Here is a 16,665-nt window from a genome sequence, read left to right on the forward strand (position 1 = left end):
AAAACTCATAGCGTTACTAACTGCTATATACGCCCAAGGGAAAGCAAAATTTAATCCAAAACCTATATCATAAGTTTCATAATCATTTCCTGCATCCACTCTTGCATCAGTGTCACTATATCCTAAACTAAAACTAGTTGATATTATTTCGGTTAAAATATAATCGTGACCTAAAGTGTATCCGTGTACAATGGAGTTTGTATCCATTGCTGTATCATCAGTTGAATTATGATTTCCTTTTGAGTCAGCAAAAGAATATCCATAACTAAAAGAATTTCTTTCACCTACTGAAAAGAAACCTCCTATACCATACATTGTTGAAAAGCTATCTGCATCTGTTTGATAATCCGATTTACTAAACATCATGTACGGACTTAAACTTTGATTTCCATAAACAGTATCAAAAGCAAGTGTTAAACCATAACTTTGATAATCATCGTCAGTTTCTGCATATTGTTCAGAGGTACTATGATTTAAATTTATCAAAAAAGATGACTCTTCGCCAATTGGTCTTGAGGCAGATATACCAAGACCACCACTTAATGTTCTGTCATATTTTGCAGAATTAAAACCAGTTATTTCATCAGAAGAACTTTGTAATCTTTTTTTAGAAACACTATTAACGTTATCTGTATAAACTACACCGGTTGAAATATCTGCTGTTAAATTCCAGAGACTTGGCTCTCTATCTCTTAACTCTTCTTCTATTTCTATAAGAGTTTCTAAATCTTCAGGATCTAGATCTCTTCTCAATTTCATCTCTTCAATTATTGTGTTTGCTTTTTCAGGAGAGTCGACCTGAACTAACACTGATAGTAAATATAATTTTATCTCAACATTATCCGGATAAAGCATATTTAATCTTTCAAGAGTTGAGATTGTTTGTTTAAAGTTTCCCATTTTCCCTTGTTGTTGAGCGTACTTTAAATTTAAATCCAGATCATTTGGGTTCTGCAAAATTTGCATGTAAGTAACATTTTTCTCAGATGAAAATGCTGGTTTAATTACAAAACCAAAAATAACTAATAAGCCAAAAATTATTTTTAAAAATTTGGTTTTTTTAACAAAATTATTCAGTCTAATAGAACTCATAAAAACAAAGAACATAGATCAAATAATTGAAAATTCAATTTTTTTTAAATTTGAAAAAACAAGGGTAAATCTCAATAAAATTTAAGATTAAAACACATTTCTGATCAAAATAGGCTGTATTAGATTTTAAATTATGAATTATCTATATTTACTCATTGGATCGTAAACACAATTCATTTGTTCTAACGTTTCAAAAAATATTTGGTTTAATTCTGATGTGTGAAATGTTTCACAATAATTATCACTTTTTACTTCTTGGATTAAATTAGACTTAACATTGTTTGCCGCAATAGATCTAGATAGAGAAGTTGTGGCCTGAAGAAAATTTCCTGTCTCGGCCAAAGTATAGCTTGGACCTATCATTGCAGTATACTGTGAGCAACTACTAAGAATTGGTAGTAGCAATAATACAATAAATATTTTTTTCATAATTAAAGTTTATTTTCTATCAATTTTTATAAAAGGAATAAAGTATCCATTTTGAGGTGAGTGATCAAAGTTCTAATTAAAAATTTCTGCCGCCCTTGGTGTTTAATGTAAGTATCTCTTCTCCATCTTTGCATACTTCATCTGTCGCATTCCACTTGCAAGCCTTTACTTCAAAACCAGTAACATGTGAGTCCACGCATACTCTATAACCATCAAGCTCAACGACTGGCTCATCTTCATCTGCATCAAATAAGTCTGAGTTAATCTCATCAACTGTATCATCGTCAGGAGTGCATGCAGCTTGAATAAAATAACTCCCGTTTATAGAGTCGTACTCCTGCTCTTGCAACGCTATTTGCTGCATTGCGTTTGTTGCAGCAGATTGTTTAGCTCCGCCTACGTATCCGTTATAAGCTACAGTTCCTATTGCAGCGAGGGCTCCTATAATTGCTACTACAACTAGTAACTCAATTAAAGTAAACCCTCGATGAAATTTACAATTCAAAGTATTTAGCTTTTAAAACTTACTCAGAGACTGTTACTTCTGACGTCAAAGTTTTAGCTTCAGCCTTATCGTAAGTGGTTGAAAAACTAATAATTTGATCATCAGCAGTAGATGCATCAGAAAGCACAACATTGCCTCTCAATTCTCCTGCTGCAGGCGCTGTACCTACAACTGCCATACCTCCATCATAAGGGTCTTTATCTTGCAATGGACTAGTATCAGCTGTTAAAGCAGTGATAATTTCTGCAGCTGTTGAGTCACAATCAAGAGAACCCATGATTGTTGCACTTTCGTCAAGCGCACACTTTCCTCTTTCATTTGCAATATATTTTACAACACCGTTATGTATTGATTTTGTAGAATTCTCTCTTGCAGCTCCAATATATCCGTTATAAGCAACTACTCCTACAGCTGCTAATGCACCAATAATTGCAACTACAACTAATAATTCAATTAATGTAAAACCTTTTTTGTTTTTATTTTTACTAGTCATAGACCTCCCTATAGTCTTAATTTTTTAATATCCATATTCTTATTATTTATAATCATTATGTAAAGAATGAAGTTTTAATAAATTTCCCCTAAAAACCTTATTTTTTTACAAAATGTGCTCATTTTGGCTTAAATTTGAGATTTTAATAATTAATTAATAATGTTATCAGTACACGTTCATGAGTTATAAAATTACAGAAGAAGGCAATATATCCACTGTATTTCTTAACGGAGAAATAGACATGGATGTAACTGAAAAAGCAAAAGAGGTAATTTTACCTATAGTAGAGTCTGGTAAAGAAGTTCACCTTAACCTTAAAGATGTATCTTACATGGACTCTTCTGGAATATCAGTTCTTATTGAAAGTCATCAAAAAGCTTTAGAGAACAATACTAAAGTTGTTGTCAAAGAAGTGAGTAAATCTGTTTTAAAAGTTATAATGATGGCGAAGTTGGAGCAAATACTAAACTTAGAATAATGGATTTGTCAGAGTCTAAAGATTTTCTGGTACACACTGCGAGCTTAAAAGAAGTTAGAGTTTTTTCTAGAGAGGTTTTTGATAAACTAAAATTAAATAATGATTTAAAAGAGGAATTAGTTTTAGCAATTGCTGAAGCCGCACAAAATATAGTTAAGCATGCATACAAAGGTGTTGAAAATACAACAGATCACATGCAAATTAAAATTTCCCTTAAAGATAATAATTTAGAGATTGGATTTTTTGATAAAGGAAAACCTGTTGTTGCAGAAAACATTCAACATAGAAAATTAGATGATATTAAGCCTGGTGGTTTAGGAACTTTTTTTATCAAACAAATTATGGATGATGCAGTTTTTAAAAAAGACCAACAACAATGGGTAAATCATTTAATTTTATCGAAAAAAATTTAACCACCCATTATTGCACCAACATTAAATATTGGTGAATACATCGCAATCATAAGTCCACCAATCATAACACCCATGAAAACAATCATAATTGGTTCAATTAAACTGGACATATTGTTTACAGCAGTATCAAATTCACTTTCATAGTATCTTGCAACTGAATTAAACATCTCATCGAGTTGTCCTGTTTGCTCGCCAACAGATACTAATTGACTAAATGTTGGAGGAAACAATGGCTCTTTTAAAAATAATTTAGTCAAAGTCTCACCTGAAAATACACCTTTTTTGACATTTTCTAAGGCCTCTGTGACTACTACATTTTTACTTACAGATTTTGCAATCTCTATACTTTCTAATAAATTTACTCCGGCGGCACTCAAATTACCCATAATTAGTGAGATTTGGGCAATTAATGATTTTAAAATTAAATCACCAAACACAGGTAGTTTTAAAACTTGTTTGTGCCACTTATATTGTATTGTAGCGTTTTTAGTTGTGAGATATTTAAATAATAAGTAACCCCCAACTAAAGCTAAAAAGAGAATTTTTCCACCTGTTCCTCTTAGAAAATCACTTATACCCATAATTATTGCTGTAGGTTTTGGTAAATCTAAACCCATACCTGAGTACATTTCGGCAAAAACTGGAACAACTTTAATTAACATGAATGCGCTTACAACCATTGCTGTAGTAAACATAATACCAGGATACATAAGTGCACCTTTGATTTTCTTTTTAATTTTTTCTTTTTTTTCTAAATCGTCAACGATTTTGAGTAAAAAAATATCTAATTTACCACTAGCCTCTCCTGCTTTGATAAGGTTCACATAAACGTTATCAAAATGCTGAGGATATTTTTCAAAACACTTAGATAACGTAACACCACCCTCTAAACTCTTTCTTATATCTTCAAGGACTTCTTTAAGCGCCGGCGACTCCAATTGGTCTCTTAACATTGCAAGTGTTTGCAAAATAGGCAGTCCTGCCTTTACCATGGTAGCAAACTGCTTTGAGAAAATTAAAATATCTTCAACTTTTATCTTTTTTTTTCCAAATAAGGAAAAGCCTTTACCTTTTGCTTTTTCTTTTGTTTCGCCTTTTTTTTTCTTAGTTTTAATTAAATTAGTGATGATTACTTTTTGTTCTTTAAGTTTAAAAGATGCCTCGTCTTGATTTAGTGCCTCTATTTCACCCTCTACGTATTTACCCGCTGAAATACCTTTATAAGTAAATACTTCCATAACTCTAACTAGCTGATAAAACCCGTTCGAATTCTCTAAAATTTAAATCTCCATTTGCGATCATTCTTCTACCCATATCTTGCATGGTTTGAAAACCTTCTTTGATTGCAATTGCTCTTAATTCAGGTGTTGTAGCTTGTTTTAAAATTGCTTCTTTAATTGGTTTTGACACTACTAATATTTCGTAAATTCCTTGTCTACCTTTATAACCAGTATTTTTACATTTTGCACAACCTTTGCCTTTGATGGCTTTTACTCTAGATGCTTGTTCTGGTGTAAAACCTAAATCAGTTAGAACTTTTGGTGTTACATCTTCATCTGGAGCTCTACAATCTTTACAATTTCTTCTAGCTAATCTTTGCGCAAGAACCATCTGGGTTGCTGCACTAATTAAATAATCTGGTGTTCCCATATTTTGTAGTCGAGTGATAGTACTTGGAGCATCATTAGTGTGAAGTGTGCTAAATACTAAGTGACCTGTTAATGCAGCCTTCAAGCCTATATCAACTGTTTCCTTATCCCTCATCTCCCCAACCAAAATTATCTCTGGGTCTTGACGTAAAAAAGATCTCAAAGCGGAGGCAAACGATAAACCAATATCGTCTTTAATTTGTACTTGGCCAACACCATCTAATTCATATTCAACAGGATCTTCTGCAGTCAAAATATTAAGATGAGGTTTGCTTACCTCTTTTAAAATACTATAAAGAGTGGTTGATTTACCTGATCCAGTCGGTCCAGTTACGAGCACAAGACCTTGCGTACTATGAATAGCTTTTCTTAAATTTTTAAGATCTTGATCCTCAAAATTTAGTTGTTCTAAAGTGATATCACCTGCATCTTTGTTAAGAATACGCATTACAATTCTTTCGTTGTTTGCTGTTGGCAATATGGACAATCTTAAATCAACAACTTTACCATCAATTTTAAAATTTATTGCACCATCTTGTGGTAATCTTCTTTCAGCAATATCTAATTTACCCATGATTTTAAAACGTGTTACGACCGCCCCATAGTTATCATGTAAAAATTTTTTGTATTCCTCTTGTTCCTGAAGCATACCATCAAGTCTATATCTAACCCTTGATGAAAATCTGTATGGCTCAATATGAATATCACTAACTCCAAGTTTAATTGCATCTGCTACAACAGCAGTACTAAACTTGATAACCTCAGATTCGTTTTCTATTGCTTCAATTTCTTCTTCTGGTTTATTTTCTAAAACTTCTCCTGCATCTCCAAGGTCAGAATCAAAAGTTTTTACTTTTTCCTTATTTTCTTTTCTTATAGTTTCAATTTTAACATCGCCACTTTCACTTTGTAGTTTTTGGATAAACTCAGAAATCTGAGATACTTTGGCTGCGTGAAGTTCAATGTTTTTTTTTGTGATTGCTTTTAAATTTCTCATTAACCCAAGTTTTGAGCTATCAGATATTGCTATATGTAAATTTTTTCCTTCGACTTTAAAAGGTGCAACAAAATTCATATTTATGTAGTTTGATGGTAATACAGATTTTATATCATCAGTAATTTCAATCTTGGACAGATCCACAACATCTAGACTTTGTTCTTTAACTAAAACATCTAAAATTTTATCTTCATCGCAAAGCTTTAACTCAAATACAGCGTCAATTTGTGATTTATTTTTTTCTGTGCTTACTTTTTTAATATTTGGTAAATCTTTTCCAGAAATAATATCATTATCAATCAATACATTGATTAAGTTTATTTCGCTTTCTCTACTTATTTTCAACATTTTATAAAACTCTTGGTGCTATAAATATTAATAACTCATCTAAGTTATCACTTTTTGTTGTACCTTTAAATAAATTTCCTAAAATTGGGACATTTCCAATGCCTGGCAATTGAGCTTTTGTATCAAATACTTTATTTTTCTTAATTCCACCAATTACGACAATATCTCCATCTGCTATTAATAGCTTAGTTTGAATTTGCATTGTATTTATGCCAGGTTCACCACCAGTCGTTCTGTTCACAGAGTCGTTGTTAACAGTGACATCTAATAGCACATTTCCATCACCAATAATGCTTGGTGTAACTGATAATTCTAAAACTGCAGGTTTAAATTGTACGTCCGCACCTTCAGATCCTGTTGCTTGGAATTGAATTTCCTCACCTTGTTTAATTGTTGCTATTTGATTATCCAAAGTAAAAACTTTTGGATTAGATATAGTTTTTCCTAAACCAAGTGTTTCTAAAGCTTGTATTTCAGCTTTTAAAACTGCTGTTCCCGTTCTTTTTAAAATACCAATACCGCTTGTTGCTCCTGCTGCTGCTGCTGTAAAATCTGTAATTGATCCATCTCCTCCAGCTAGACTTCCTGTGTCTCCAGCAATAGCTCCATCTGTCATTGCTCCACCTATAACACCACCAACTGACTCCTGGTTTTTCTGGTAAGCACCTCCTAATCTTGTTCCTAAAGCTTTTTCAAAAGTGGAGTCTGCTTCAACTATAAATGCTTCTATTAAAACTTGCTTTGTCCTAACATCAATTTCGCCAATTATTTTATCAACAACATCTAAATCTTCGCTCTTTCCTCGAACTATAATTGATCTAGTTGTAACTTCCTCTGTAATCTGAATTGGTGAAAAACCAGCTTCTCCTGTTGAAGTAAATAATTCGTTTATTGTAGTCTTAGCTTGTGCTGGCGATATATAATAAAGTCTAAATATTTCTGAAACAATTGGTTCAACAGAGTCCTCTAATTCAACCTTTTTTTTCACCGCGGCTGCTCTTGTTGATTTATATGTTTCTTGAGCAGTTAAAGTTGATGGAGAATGAACTCTTATTAAATTACTATTGACATCAATATCAGCTGCAAAATTTTTCATATCTAACAAAGCATTAAAAGCTTTATCCCATGGCACATTAATTAACTCAGCTGTGATTGAACCAGCAACCTCATCTCCCACTAAAACATTTATGTTTCCTACTTTTCCCATCAATTGCATAGCCTCTGCATAATCAAGTGCTTTAAATTTAAATGAAACAGTTTGTTTTAAAGCCTTGAATTCATCTGGTATCATTAGATAATTTCTTTTTTGCTGAGAGGATATTTTTTTTCTTTTTTGTAAAGCTGTAGTATCACCAATAACTGGTTGTGGGCCCATCTTTACAGTTTTTTCAATTTCCATTTTTCCTGATTTTCTAATATCATCTTTGATAAGAGGTGTATTATGTTTAAACTTCTTATTAGTTTTTATATTAGGTTTAGCGCAAGCATTTAATACAAGCAGTAATATAGAAATTAAAGAGATTATTTTTAATGATTTAATATTCACTTGTCTCCTTAATTTGGTTTTTGAAATTCATTATTAAATATTTTTCTTCAGTTTGAAAAATTGCTTCTTCTGTAGTCATATCAACTAGCTTTACTCCATCATTCAACTCCTCAAACATGCCAACTGTAATTACTTCTCCATCTTGGTTAATCATAGAAACGAAACTACTCTCATCTGACTTAATAATGCCGACTAATTTAAATTTATATAAATCAATCATTTTTTTTTCAGCAATGCTATTTTCACCATCTGTTATTACCTTAACTCCACCAGAGAAAGATGAGTCTCCAACAAATGGATCATTTAAAGGTAATGGCTCTTCTTTACTTTCTTTAGAGGAATTATCTTTGTCATGATTATCAGCAAACACATTAGTAGATAATATTACTACAAGGATTGTAAAAATTAGTTTCTTTAATATTTCTTTAAAAGAACTCATCAGCTAGCCCCACTATTGTTAAGGTTCCACTTACTTTTATCGCTCCAGTTGAATCTCCTTTTTCTACTTGTATCCTTTCTGACTCAAAATTCAACATCTTATTGGATAACGACAAAGCCCTTTTAAATTTAATATAGCCTATAAAGTTACCATTGATCTCAAATTTTACTGGAATTGTGTAATATGCAATATTTTTAATTGCATCTTTTTTAGATTTTGCCTTTTTGCTTTTCTTTTTTTTCTTTTTCTTTTTTTTCTTACTCTTATTTAATATTTCTGACCTTGATACTTGTTGTGGTTTACCTTTCTCTATTACTGAAATGACTAAACCATTTAAAGTCGCAAATTCACTTAGGTTTTGATATAAACCTTCAACTTCAGCTTTGGAGTGAAATAATGTTGAATAGTTCTCGTATTTAGGTTTAATTTTTTTTATTTTTCTTTTTACAGATACAATCTCTTTATCAAATTTTGTAATCTCCTCCTGCTTGGTATTCATATCATTTATTTGATTTCTCTTCTTTTCAACAATTGGGTTTAAAATTGCGTAATAGATTATTAAAAAAACTATTATGGAACCTAGGCTTATACCTACTTTAATTAAAGTTTTTTTATCAGCAAAAGCTAAAACTTTTTGTTTTAAATCTTCAACATTTAAGTTTTTTAAATCTAAATTTTTTAAATCATCAAAATTCATAGTTATCCCTTAACCCTTACAAATACTTTAAATCCTTTCATTACTTGGTCACCTGCTTTTACTCTTGGCATTTTCATTGATGAAAGTGATGCTTGTGAGATATATGTCTTAGACTGCAAATTTCTAATCAATTGCAATATATCATTATCACCTGCTGCAATTCCAGTTATTACAACCTGTTTTTTCCCATCATATTCTACTGAGTCAAATTTAACTCTATTTGGTACGCTGCTTGCAATCTGAGCTAAAACTCTATAACTCAAATCTTTATTAGATTTTAAACTATTGCTTAATTTAAGAGTTGTTGTCATTTTTTTTAATTCTTTTGAAAATTTTGCAACTTCACTTTTCTTGGCTGTGTGTTCTGCTACAACAGTGTCATAAACTTTCAGTTTATTGTTGTAGCTGTAAATATTCCAAAATGATAAGGCGAACAAAATTAAATATATACCCGCAACAGCACCCACAACTCCTTTGTATGCAAAGTCAGAAAATGCTTTCATTTTCTTTTGCTTAATCATCCCCTCTCTATTTGGAAGAAGGTTAATATTTTTAACAGCTGTAACGAATTTATAATATCCAAATACGTCAAGTTTTCTAAACGCTAGACCAACGACAGTAGAAAAATAAGATCTGTTATCAAAAGTAATTTTACTTTCTAATTGTTGTGGAATTTTTAAACCATCAAAAGGATCAAACAAATTAAAACCAGTATTTACCAAACTTTTTCTAAAGCTTGACAGATAATCATCTACATTTGGTAAATTAGAAACTACTTTTATATTTCTAACTCTTTTTTCATATTTTGTTTCAAAATCCTGTACTGCTTGTTTAACTTGTGTCATAAAGCGTCTGACTAGCGCATCTTTTTCCTCTTGATCCTGAGACTCTTTTAGAATTTTTCTATCTTGGCCACGTAGAAAAATGTCAGTAATTATTGGGTTATTATTATACAATATCATTACATAATTCTCATCTAACCCAAATTCTAACATTGCAGTAAAATTAGCATCTTCAGTTTTATTTGAGATTTGATTTATTTGATCAACTGCAGATTTTAATGCAAAACATTTAACGTCTATTATTACAGGATTTAGTCCACTGTTTTTAATTATAGAAGTATAATTATTAATATCTGCAAGTTTTGAAGCTACAAACAAAATATCCATAGTATTTTCTTTTGAACTTCTATTTATTACTTGATGGAAAATTGAATAATCATCTAAGTTATCAGTTAATTGAACTAAGTTTTCCCATAATGAATTTGTATCAATAGCCTTTTTCAATTCTTCATCATTCATTAATGGTGCTGTAACAACTCTTATAATTGCGTTTGTAACCGGGATGGCTATAGCGGCATTAGGTGTTGATATTTTTGATTTTTGTAATGCAATATTTAATTGTTCACTTACTTTTTGCTCATGGTCAACAATTGCAGCATCTTCCGGTAAATCAATTTCATGAGTATAAAATCTATCGAGTACCCATTGATTTGCCTTGTTAGAAGAAATTTGCGCAAGTCTGATTTCTTTATTTGTAATCTCAACACCTACAATTTCTTCCCCTTGTGCTGTCTTTTTACCAAGCTTTGATTTTAAAAAATTATTAAATTTATCTTTTACTTTATTTTTATCAAAACTTAATTTTGGAGAACTTGAATCTTTTTTTCCAAAAGATGGCGATTTTAATTTTATATTTTTTAATTTATTTAAAATATTTTGAACTTTTGAACCACCGGTGGTGTCAGCATTTTCATTTTGGATTGTTGAAATGTTGTTTTGTTCTTGTTGTTTAATTTCGCTTATTTTTTTATTAATAAGTTCTTGTGTCGACAACTCAGGAGATTTTGTTGCTGTTGTTTCGTCAGGAATGGTTGGTTTTACCTGAGAAGTTTCTTGACTTTCTAATTTTGCTTGTGCATCAACGTTATCTGTTGCTTGTTGCTCTAGTTGTTTTTGCTCTTTTTCTTTTTGTTTGTGTACATCATCAAACCATTTCTCCAAGATTGGAATAGCCTCCTCTAAATTTGGAGTACCAGATGATGAAATCTTTTGTTTTCCATCTATATAAAGTCTTCCAACCCAATTTTTTGATTTTAACTCACCTTTATATTTATCTTGTCTTATATAAATGTGTAATCTCCCATCTTTTTTGTGAATTACCTGATGTTCCTTCTTTTCCACTACATTTTCAGTTTTAATTTCGCTTTCATTTTGTAGGTTTTGCTGATTATCGTTAACACTTTCCTCTAAATTAGTTTTTTCTTCATTTTTATCTAAAACATCTGAAGTTTTATCGCTTTCAGGTTGTTTTTCTTCTGGATTAGTTGAAGTTTCAGAGGAAGTGGTGACACTCTCTTTATATATATTTTTATCTTCAGTACTTTCATCAACTTTTGGTTGATTTTCAGTATCTTGGTCATTTTTATCTATAATGACTCCAAATTTTTCTTTTTCTTTATCGTCCATATTTAAAATTTAAAATTTCTCTAACACAAACATAGTGAATCTCTAACACAATTTATAAAAATGTCTAACACAAAATACAACCTATGGTGACCATTTTAGGTCAATTGTTCTATAAGTGTTGATTTTACTGGCTTTTTTCATTTTCAGAAAAAAAAATAAAAAAAATAAATAAATGAAAAATTTTCTCAAACTCTAACACAAATGACTTAAATTTTTTGTGTTAGAGTATATTTAAAATATATAAAATAATAAAAAGCTAATAAAATCAACATTATTTATATTTTAAGTTAATAGCATATTTTTGTGTTAGAGAAATAATTTTTTGTGTTAGAGCAGTATAATTTATGAAAAAATAATTTTATAATGATCAAATTAGAGAGTTCATAATCTGGATTATTAAAACATTAACCCATTCAAAATTTCTAAAAATAACAAATTTTATGAAAATACAATTAAAAATTGTATTAATTTTATCTCTAGAAAGGATTTTTTAATAAATTTTATCAAAAATTGAAAAAAATATTTTTTTTTACAAGAATTTTAAAAAATTTTTCAATTTTAAGAATATTTTTTGTTAATTAAGAAAATTATTTAGTTGTAATAAAATATCTTTTAAAGAAAAACATTTTAAACAAAGTTAAAAACATAATTTTATTTATAAATACTAATTTAGTTAAGATAAAATTATTCTATTAAAGATTTTCCTCTTATATCAGTTGTAAAGGACTGGTACACCATTACACTTAAAGTCTCAACATTTTTTACCACTCTATTATAATCAAAAGACCAATCAACTTTGGTGCAATCTAATTCTTTATAATAATAAACTTGCGCTCTTCCGATTGATGGACCAATTTCATCTGAAAGAATATTTAAAATATTTGTTTTCTTATCAATTGCAAAATTATATCTACATACATTTGCTGTTGTCCAATAAAGAACAACTGAAACTAATATTGCAATGATGCTCATAAGTTTTGTCATTGCACACTGTCAACAGTGACAATTGTTAAATCATCTTTTTGAATCATTCCTGCCTTGACAATATCTTCTATCATTAATTTTAATCTTTTATTATTTGGAGTGTGTTGATATTTTTTTATATATTTTTGAAAACCTTCCGCTTCAAGCATGTCACCTGATGGATTTTTTATTTCAGTTATGCCATCGGTAAAAATATACATTGAGCTCTCTGAAAAGTTTGTTGTTGTTTCTTTATATTTAATTTTAGGAGTTATGCCTAGTGGAGGACCAGCTTCAGAAAAATTTGAAAACTTTTGATCTTTATCAATTACAAGAGGTGGTTCGTGTCCAGCGTTTGATAAAAGTAATTCTTTTTTATTGCTATCATAAATTCCAACTAACATTGTTACAAACATTCCTCTGGCAGCTGTTTCACAAATTTCTTTGTTAAGTAAATTTAAAAGATCTGATGTTGAAAAAATAGTTTTACTTAAGCAACGATATAAACTTGATGCTTTTGACATTAACAAAGATGATTTAATTCCTTTACCCGATACATCAGCTACACCAAACCCATACATTCCTTTTCCTATCTCAGAAAAATTATAGAAGTCACCTGATACAACCTTTGCTGGGATATTTATTCCAGCAATCGGAAAATTCTCGTCTTTATTTTTAGATAATAATGTTTTTTGTATTTCTCCAACTATTTCAATTTCTTTTTGCATTCTATTTTTTTCTACAAGTTCTTTTGCCATTTTTGCATTACGAATTGCTAAAGCTGCTGGAGCTGATAAAGTTTCTAATAATTTTCTGTCATTCTCCTCAAATAATTTTGCAGTAGTTTTTTTATTTAAACAATGAATAACACCAATACATTCATTAGCAGCAATTAATGGTGAACATAGAACTGAATAGGTTGTGAAATTAGTTTTGTTATCTAAATCAAAATAAAATTCTGCAATTTCTCTTACATCTTTTCTTACATCACCTACTCTAATACATTTTTTTTTGAAGAACTGCTTTGCCCATTACACCTTGTGTCAGTGGAATTTCATATTCATCAAGGTATGATTGATATTTAGATGCAATACATTGAAATACTTGTTTTTTGTCGTCAATTAAAAATATATTTGCTGCCTGGGCATTTATTCTTTTTATAATTACCTCTAAAGCAGTTTGTAAAGTTTCACTTAAGTCTAAAGATGTTGCAAACTCTTGGTTCATTTGAGTAATAATAGCTAAATCCTTATTTAAGGAGCTATCTTTCTCAATTGGTTCTATTTTCTTTGTGTTAAAAAACATTTTTTATACAAATCCTATATTCTTTTATAATTGGCATTCTAATGCTTTTTTGGTAATTTTAATAGCTATGGAAATTATAATTAATTCGCCAAGTTTCTATTTACATATTCAAGATGCAGTGGTTTTTATTCAATATTGCATTGATGGGATCATAAATATTGCATCGCAATTTAAAATCTAGTTAGTGATTTTTGCTTTTTTTTTTATTTTAGGAGCCATCTGGGGTAGTTTTTCAAATGTTTGTATATTTAGACTACCGCAAGACAAAGGAGTTGTGTTAGATCGTTCATTTTGTCCACAATGTAAATGTATTATTAAATGGTATGACAATATTCCTTTAATATCTTTTTTATATTTAAAAAGAAAATGTAGAAATTGTGATTGTAAAATTGATTTTCAATATTTTTTTGTTGAATTATTGAGCGCATTGACTTTTTGTGTCGTCTATTTTGTATATGGATTAAGTGTAACGACATTATTATTTATAATTCTAAGTATATTTTTTATTATTATATTTTTTATTGATCTTAAACATTTCATTATTCCAGATGAACTATCCTTTCCTTTAATGTTTATTGGTCTATTGAAATCATTTTATCCTAATTTAGATCAAGAATTATTTCCAAATTTAATTAATTCATTAATTGGTGGAATACTTGGTTACGTAATCATTTGGGTTATTATTTTTTTGTATAAAAAGATTAAAAATAAAGAGGGAATGGGTTTGGGAGATGCTAAACTTTTATCTGCAATAGGATTTTGGTTTGGATGGGTAAGCGTTCCACTTATAATTTTTTTTTCCTCAGTAATAGCTTTGTTATATGTTGCTCCAACTTTAATAAATAAAACTAAAAGCTTAACTACTGAAATTCCCTTTGGTCCCTATCTTATAATTGGCACAGTAGTTTATATTATCTTTGGGAACCAAATAAAATTAATATTATTTAATATCTAAAAATTCTCACGCCAAGAATTTCTAAAAGTTCTAAATTGTTTTTCACTTGCAAGTATTCGAACAAGTGTATCTTCCGACTCCTCTGGTCCAGCAAGGTTTGCAAACATGCTTCCACCGTGGACAACTAATTTAGATAAAATACCACTTCCAACTTTATAGCAACTACCCTCGGCTACAGAAGAATCAATGTGAAGTGAATCTAAATAACCGCATTCATCGTCATAAGCACAGACATACGCTGTTCCTAACTCGCAAACTAATTCTGCTGGTTCATAGATTGGGAAATATACTTTTCCTCTATAAACAGTTGGCGCTGCTGAAGTTTTTCTAAACTTATTTCCTGTTGTTGACTCTGGGTTTACATCGGGTTCGCCTAAATGATATCTCCATGCTTCATCATTAGTTGTTACCTTACATACTGGACCAACCTCGTCTGTTGTATTAACACAGTCAGAGCTTCTCTCAATCCTAGGAGTATTATCGCTAGCGAATGCAACAGCACTATCAAGAATAAAGTTTTCACTTCCGCTTATAAGTTTAGGTGAATTTTTTGAAACAAAGTTTGGAAAGTCACGATCTCTTATTCCATAAACTATATTATCCATTAAGCTTTTTCCATCTTCTCCTGCCTTTTCGGATATTCTATTAAAGTTTCCTGTTCCCCCAAACAACCATAGATTTCCAGAGTCTCCTCCTATGGCTGCATCCATTTCAAAAAAACTAAATCTTTTATTTACATTGTCTGCTTGTAAATTCATAAGAAATTGCTGCTCGAATAAAGTTCCTTCTGATGTTAAATTAATTTTCATAACTTTACCCTCTAAATCATTAATATAGACCATTGCTCCACGCCAATCAGCTTGTGGAACATTATCTGCGGTAATTACTATCGGAGTGGCTGGAATAGAGTTTACTATTGGACTTGCATGTTGATACTCTCCTGTAATTCCGATTTTATATCCCTTTTCTTCACTATCTAATATTCTCATAAAACCTGCATTTTCTACCGATCCGAATAATCTTCCAGCTTTATACCCAAGTTCTGTATTATCCCCTAAATGTCCAGCTTCCAAGTCCACCATGATGATACCAGAGCCTACACATTTAGTACCAGACCCCATTCCTCCACCCATAACTGCAACATATCTATCATCAGCATGATCTGAAGCTCCACTTGAAGATGGTATCCTAACAATTCTTGGTGTTGACCACGTCTCGCCTAATCCAGAATAATCAAATTCTTTATTATCAATTGCTTGCCCTTCACATGTAGTATCTATTTTAATCACATCTGATAATCCACTTATACCTTGGTCGACTGTTATTGGATTACTAGTACCAAAGTTTACTGTTAATATTGATCCATCATAAGTTGCTGTTACTCCTGTCATTTCAACCCAATCATCACTCACTAATTTTGAAATTGATAGTATTCCATCTTTCACCGTTCCGCTACTAACAGCGCTGTCTGGTAATTCTATATCAAATGTAAATACATTATCTGTAAAACAGGTTGTTGCTCCTCCGTCATATGTTGTATTTACAAAATCACCTCCTGCATAATCGCTATTACCTTGACATGCTGCTTTAGCTTCCCTATTAGTAAAAAAATCTGCTTGAAAGTCATCCGAAGTATCGTCTGGCGTACCAGCATCATGTGTATATGTGCCTAAAGCTATATCTTTTGTTTCTGCTTCCTGATAGATATTAGCTGCATGTACAGCCTCAAATGACTCCTCAATAGAAAGTGTAGATCTTTGATAAGGTATTCTATGTGTCACACCATTATGGTCTACTCTTACAACTTCTTTATTATAAGCGTCATTGTATATAGAAAACATATGGAGTGGTCCTGAACCTGTTTCATAATTACCCTCTGCATCTTGTG

15 protein-coding genes and 3 pseudogenes are annotated in these 16,665 nt (G+C 30.6%); 3 read left to right on the plus strand and 15 right to left on the minus strand.

All coding sequences use genetic code 11. The annotated features are described in order from the left end of the window. From AMN73_RS00290 to AMN73_RS04600, 4 genes and pseudogenes are all read right to left on the minus strand, one after another. A partial coding sequence (locus tag AMN73_RS00290) for a tetratricopeptide repeat protein (protein WP_143323170.1) occupies positions 1 to 1,092 on the minus strand: 1,092 nt, incomplete at its 3' end. A 138-nt stretch (positions 1,093 to 1,230) separates the two neighbouring features. Beyond that, positions 1,231 to 1,521 (minus strand): hypothetical protein, encoded by a 291-nt coding sequence (locus AMN73_RS00295; RefSeq protein ID WP_075534332.1) that lies wholly within the window; start codon positions 1,519 to 1,521, stop codon positions 1,231 to 1,233. Positions 1,522 to 1,597: 76 nt separating this feature from the next. Then, positions 1,598 to 2,026 (minus strand): type IV pilin protein, encoded by a 429-nt coding sequence (locus tag AMN73_RS04580; protein ID WP_082254552.1) that lies wholly within the window; start codon positions 2,024 to 2,026, stop codon positions 1,598 to 1,600. A 369-nt stretch (positions 2,027 to 2,395) separates the two neighbouring features. Beyond that, positions 2,396 to 2,519, minus strand: a pseudogene (locus tag AMN73_RS04600) (type IV pilin protein); the annotation flags it as partial. A 178-nt stretch (positions 2,520 to 2,697) separates the two neighbouring features. Between AMN73_RS04600 and AMN73_RS00310 the strand changes: the two are divergent. Next, positions 2,698 to 2,997: an STAS domain-containing protein gene (locus AMN73_RS00310; RefSeq protein ID WP_075534334.1), complete on the plus strand. Its 300-nt coding sequence runs from the start codon at positions 2,698 to 2,700 to the stop codon at positions 2,995 to 2,997. Beyond that, positions 2,997 to 3,410 (plus strand): ATP-binding protein, encoded by a 414-nt coding sequence (locus AMN73_RS00315; RefSeq protein WP_075534335.1) that lies wholly within the window; start codon positions 2,997 to 2,999, stop codon positions 3,408 to 3,410. Before AMN73_RS00310 ends, AMN73_RS00315 begins: the two co-directional genes overlap by 1 nt. Here the strand turns inward: AMN73_RS00315 and AMN73_RS00320 are convergent. From AMN73_RS00320 to AMN73_RS04505, 10 genes and pseudogenes are all read right to left on the minus strand, one after another. After that, positions 3,407 to 4,648 (minus strand): type II secretion system F family protein, encoded by a 1,242-nt coding sequence (locus AMN73_RS00320; protein WP_075534336.1) that lies wholly within the window; start codon positions 4,646 to 4,648, stop codon positions 3,407 to 3,409. The two genes, AMN73_RS00315 and AMN73_RS00320, sit on opposite strands and share 4 nt — an antisense overlap. A 4-nt stretch (positions 4,649 to 4,652) precedes the next feature. Then, on the minus strand, positions 4,653 to 6,404 hold the full coding sequence (locus AMN73_RS00325) for a GspE/PulE family protein (protein ID WP_075534337.1): 1,752 nt from the start codon (positions 6,402 to 6,404) through the stop codon (positions 4,653 to 4,655). A 1-nt stretch (position 6,405) separates the two neighbouring features. Next, positions 6,406 to 7,950, minus strand: coding sequence for a type IV pilus secretin PilQ (pilQ, locus tag AMN73_RS00330; protein WP_075534338.1), 1,545 nt, complete (start codon positions 7,948 to 7,950; stop codon positions 6,406 to 6,408). Then, complete coding sequence (locus tag AMN73_RS00335; protein ID WP_075534339.1) at positions 7,940 to 8,389, minus strand: hypothetical protein; 450 nt, start codon at positions 8,387 to 8,389, stop codon at positions 7,940 to 7,942. The genes pilQ and AMN73_RS00335 overlap by 11 nt, the downstream gene beginning before the upstream one ends. Continuing rightward, on the minus strand, positions 8,376 to 9,086 hold the full coding sequence (locus AMN73_RS00340) for a pilus assembly protein PilO (RefSeq protein WP_075534340.1): 711 nt from the start codon (positions 9,084 to 9,086) through the stop codon (positions 8,376 to 8,378). The genes AMN73_RS00335 and AMN73_RS00340 overlap by 14 nt, the downstream gene beginning before the upstream one ends. Before the next feature lie 2 nt (positions 9,087 to 9,088). Then, positions 9,089 to 11,554 carry a pilus assembly protein PilM gene (gene pilM, locus AMN73_RS00345; RefSeq protein WP_075534341.1) on the minus strand — a complete coding sequence of 822 codons (2,466 nt, stop codon included), beginning with the start codon at positions 11,552 to 11,554 and terminating at the stop codon, positions 9,089 to 9,091. Between the two features lie 684 nt (positions 11,555 to 12,238). Further along, the gene (locus tag AMN73_RS00350) at positions 12,239 to 12,526 is read right to left on the minus strand and encodes a hypothetical protein (RefSeq protein ID WP_143323171.1); all 288 of its coding nucleotides are present in this window, start codon (positions 12,524 to 12,526) and stop codon (positions 12,239 to 12,241) included. A gap of 8 nt (positions 12,527 to 12,534) precedes the next feature. Next, positions 12,535 to 13,275 carry a PP2C family protein-serine/threonine phosphatase gene (locus AMN73_RS04495; protein WP_256997805.1) on the minus strand — a complete coding sequence of 247 codons (741 nt, stop codon included), beginning with the start codon at positions 13,273 to 13,275 and terminating at the stop codon, positions 12,535 to 12,537. Between the two features lie 72 nt (positions 13,276 to 13,347). Further along, positions 13,348 to 13,518, minus strand: a pseudogene (locus AMN73_RS04500) (GAF domain-containing SpoIIE family protein phosphatase); the annotation flags it as partial. Further along, positions 13,514 to 13,822, minus strand: a complete 309-nt coding sequence (locus tag AMN73_RS04505) for a GAF domain-containing protein (RefSeq protein ID WP_256997806.1) — start codon at positions 13,820 to 13,822, stop codon at positions 13,514 to 13,516. The pseudogene AMN73_RS04500 and the gene AMN73_RS04505, both read right to left, overlap by 5 nt. 184 nt (positions 13,823 to 14,006) lie before the next feature. Between AMN73_RS04505 and AMN73_RS00360 the strand changes: the two genes are divergently transcribed. Then, positions 14,007 to 14,777: a prepilin peptidase gene (locus AMN73_RS00360; RefSeq protein ID WP_075534343.1), complete on the plus strand. Its 771-nt coding sequence runs from the start codon at positions 14,007 to 14,009 to the stop codon at positions 14,775 to 14,777. On the opposite strand, the pseudogene AMN73_RS00365 reads toward AMN73_RS00360, so the two are convergent. Further along, a pseudogene (locus AMN73_RS00365) lies at positions 14,774 to 16,665 on the minus strand (hypothetical protein); the annotation flags it as partial. The gene AMN73_RS00360 and the pseudogene AMN73_RS00365 sit on opposite strands and share 4 nt — an antisense overlap.

Source organism: Candidatus Pelagibacter communis, assembly GCF_001179965.1.
Taxonomy (GTDB): domain Bacteria; phylum Pseudomonadota; class Alphaproteobacteria; order Pelagibacterales; family Pelagibacteraceae; genus Pelagibacter.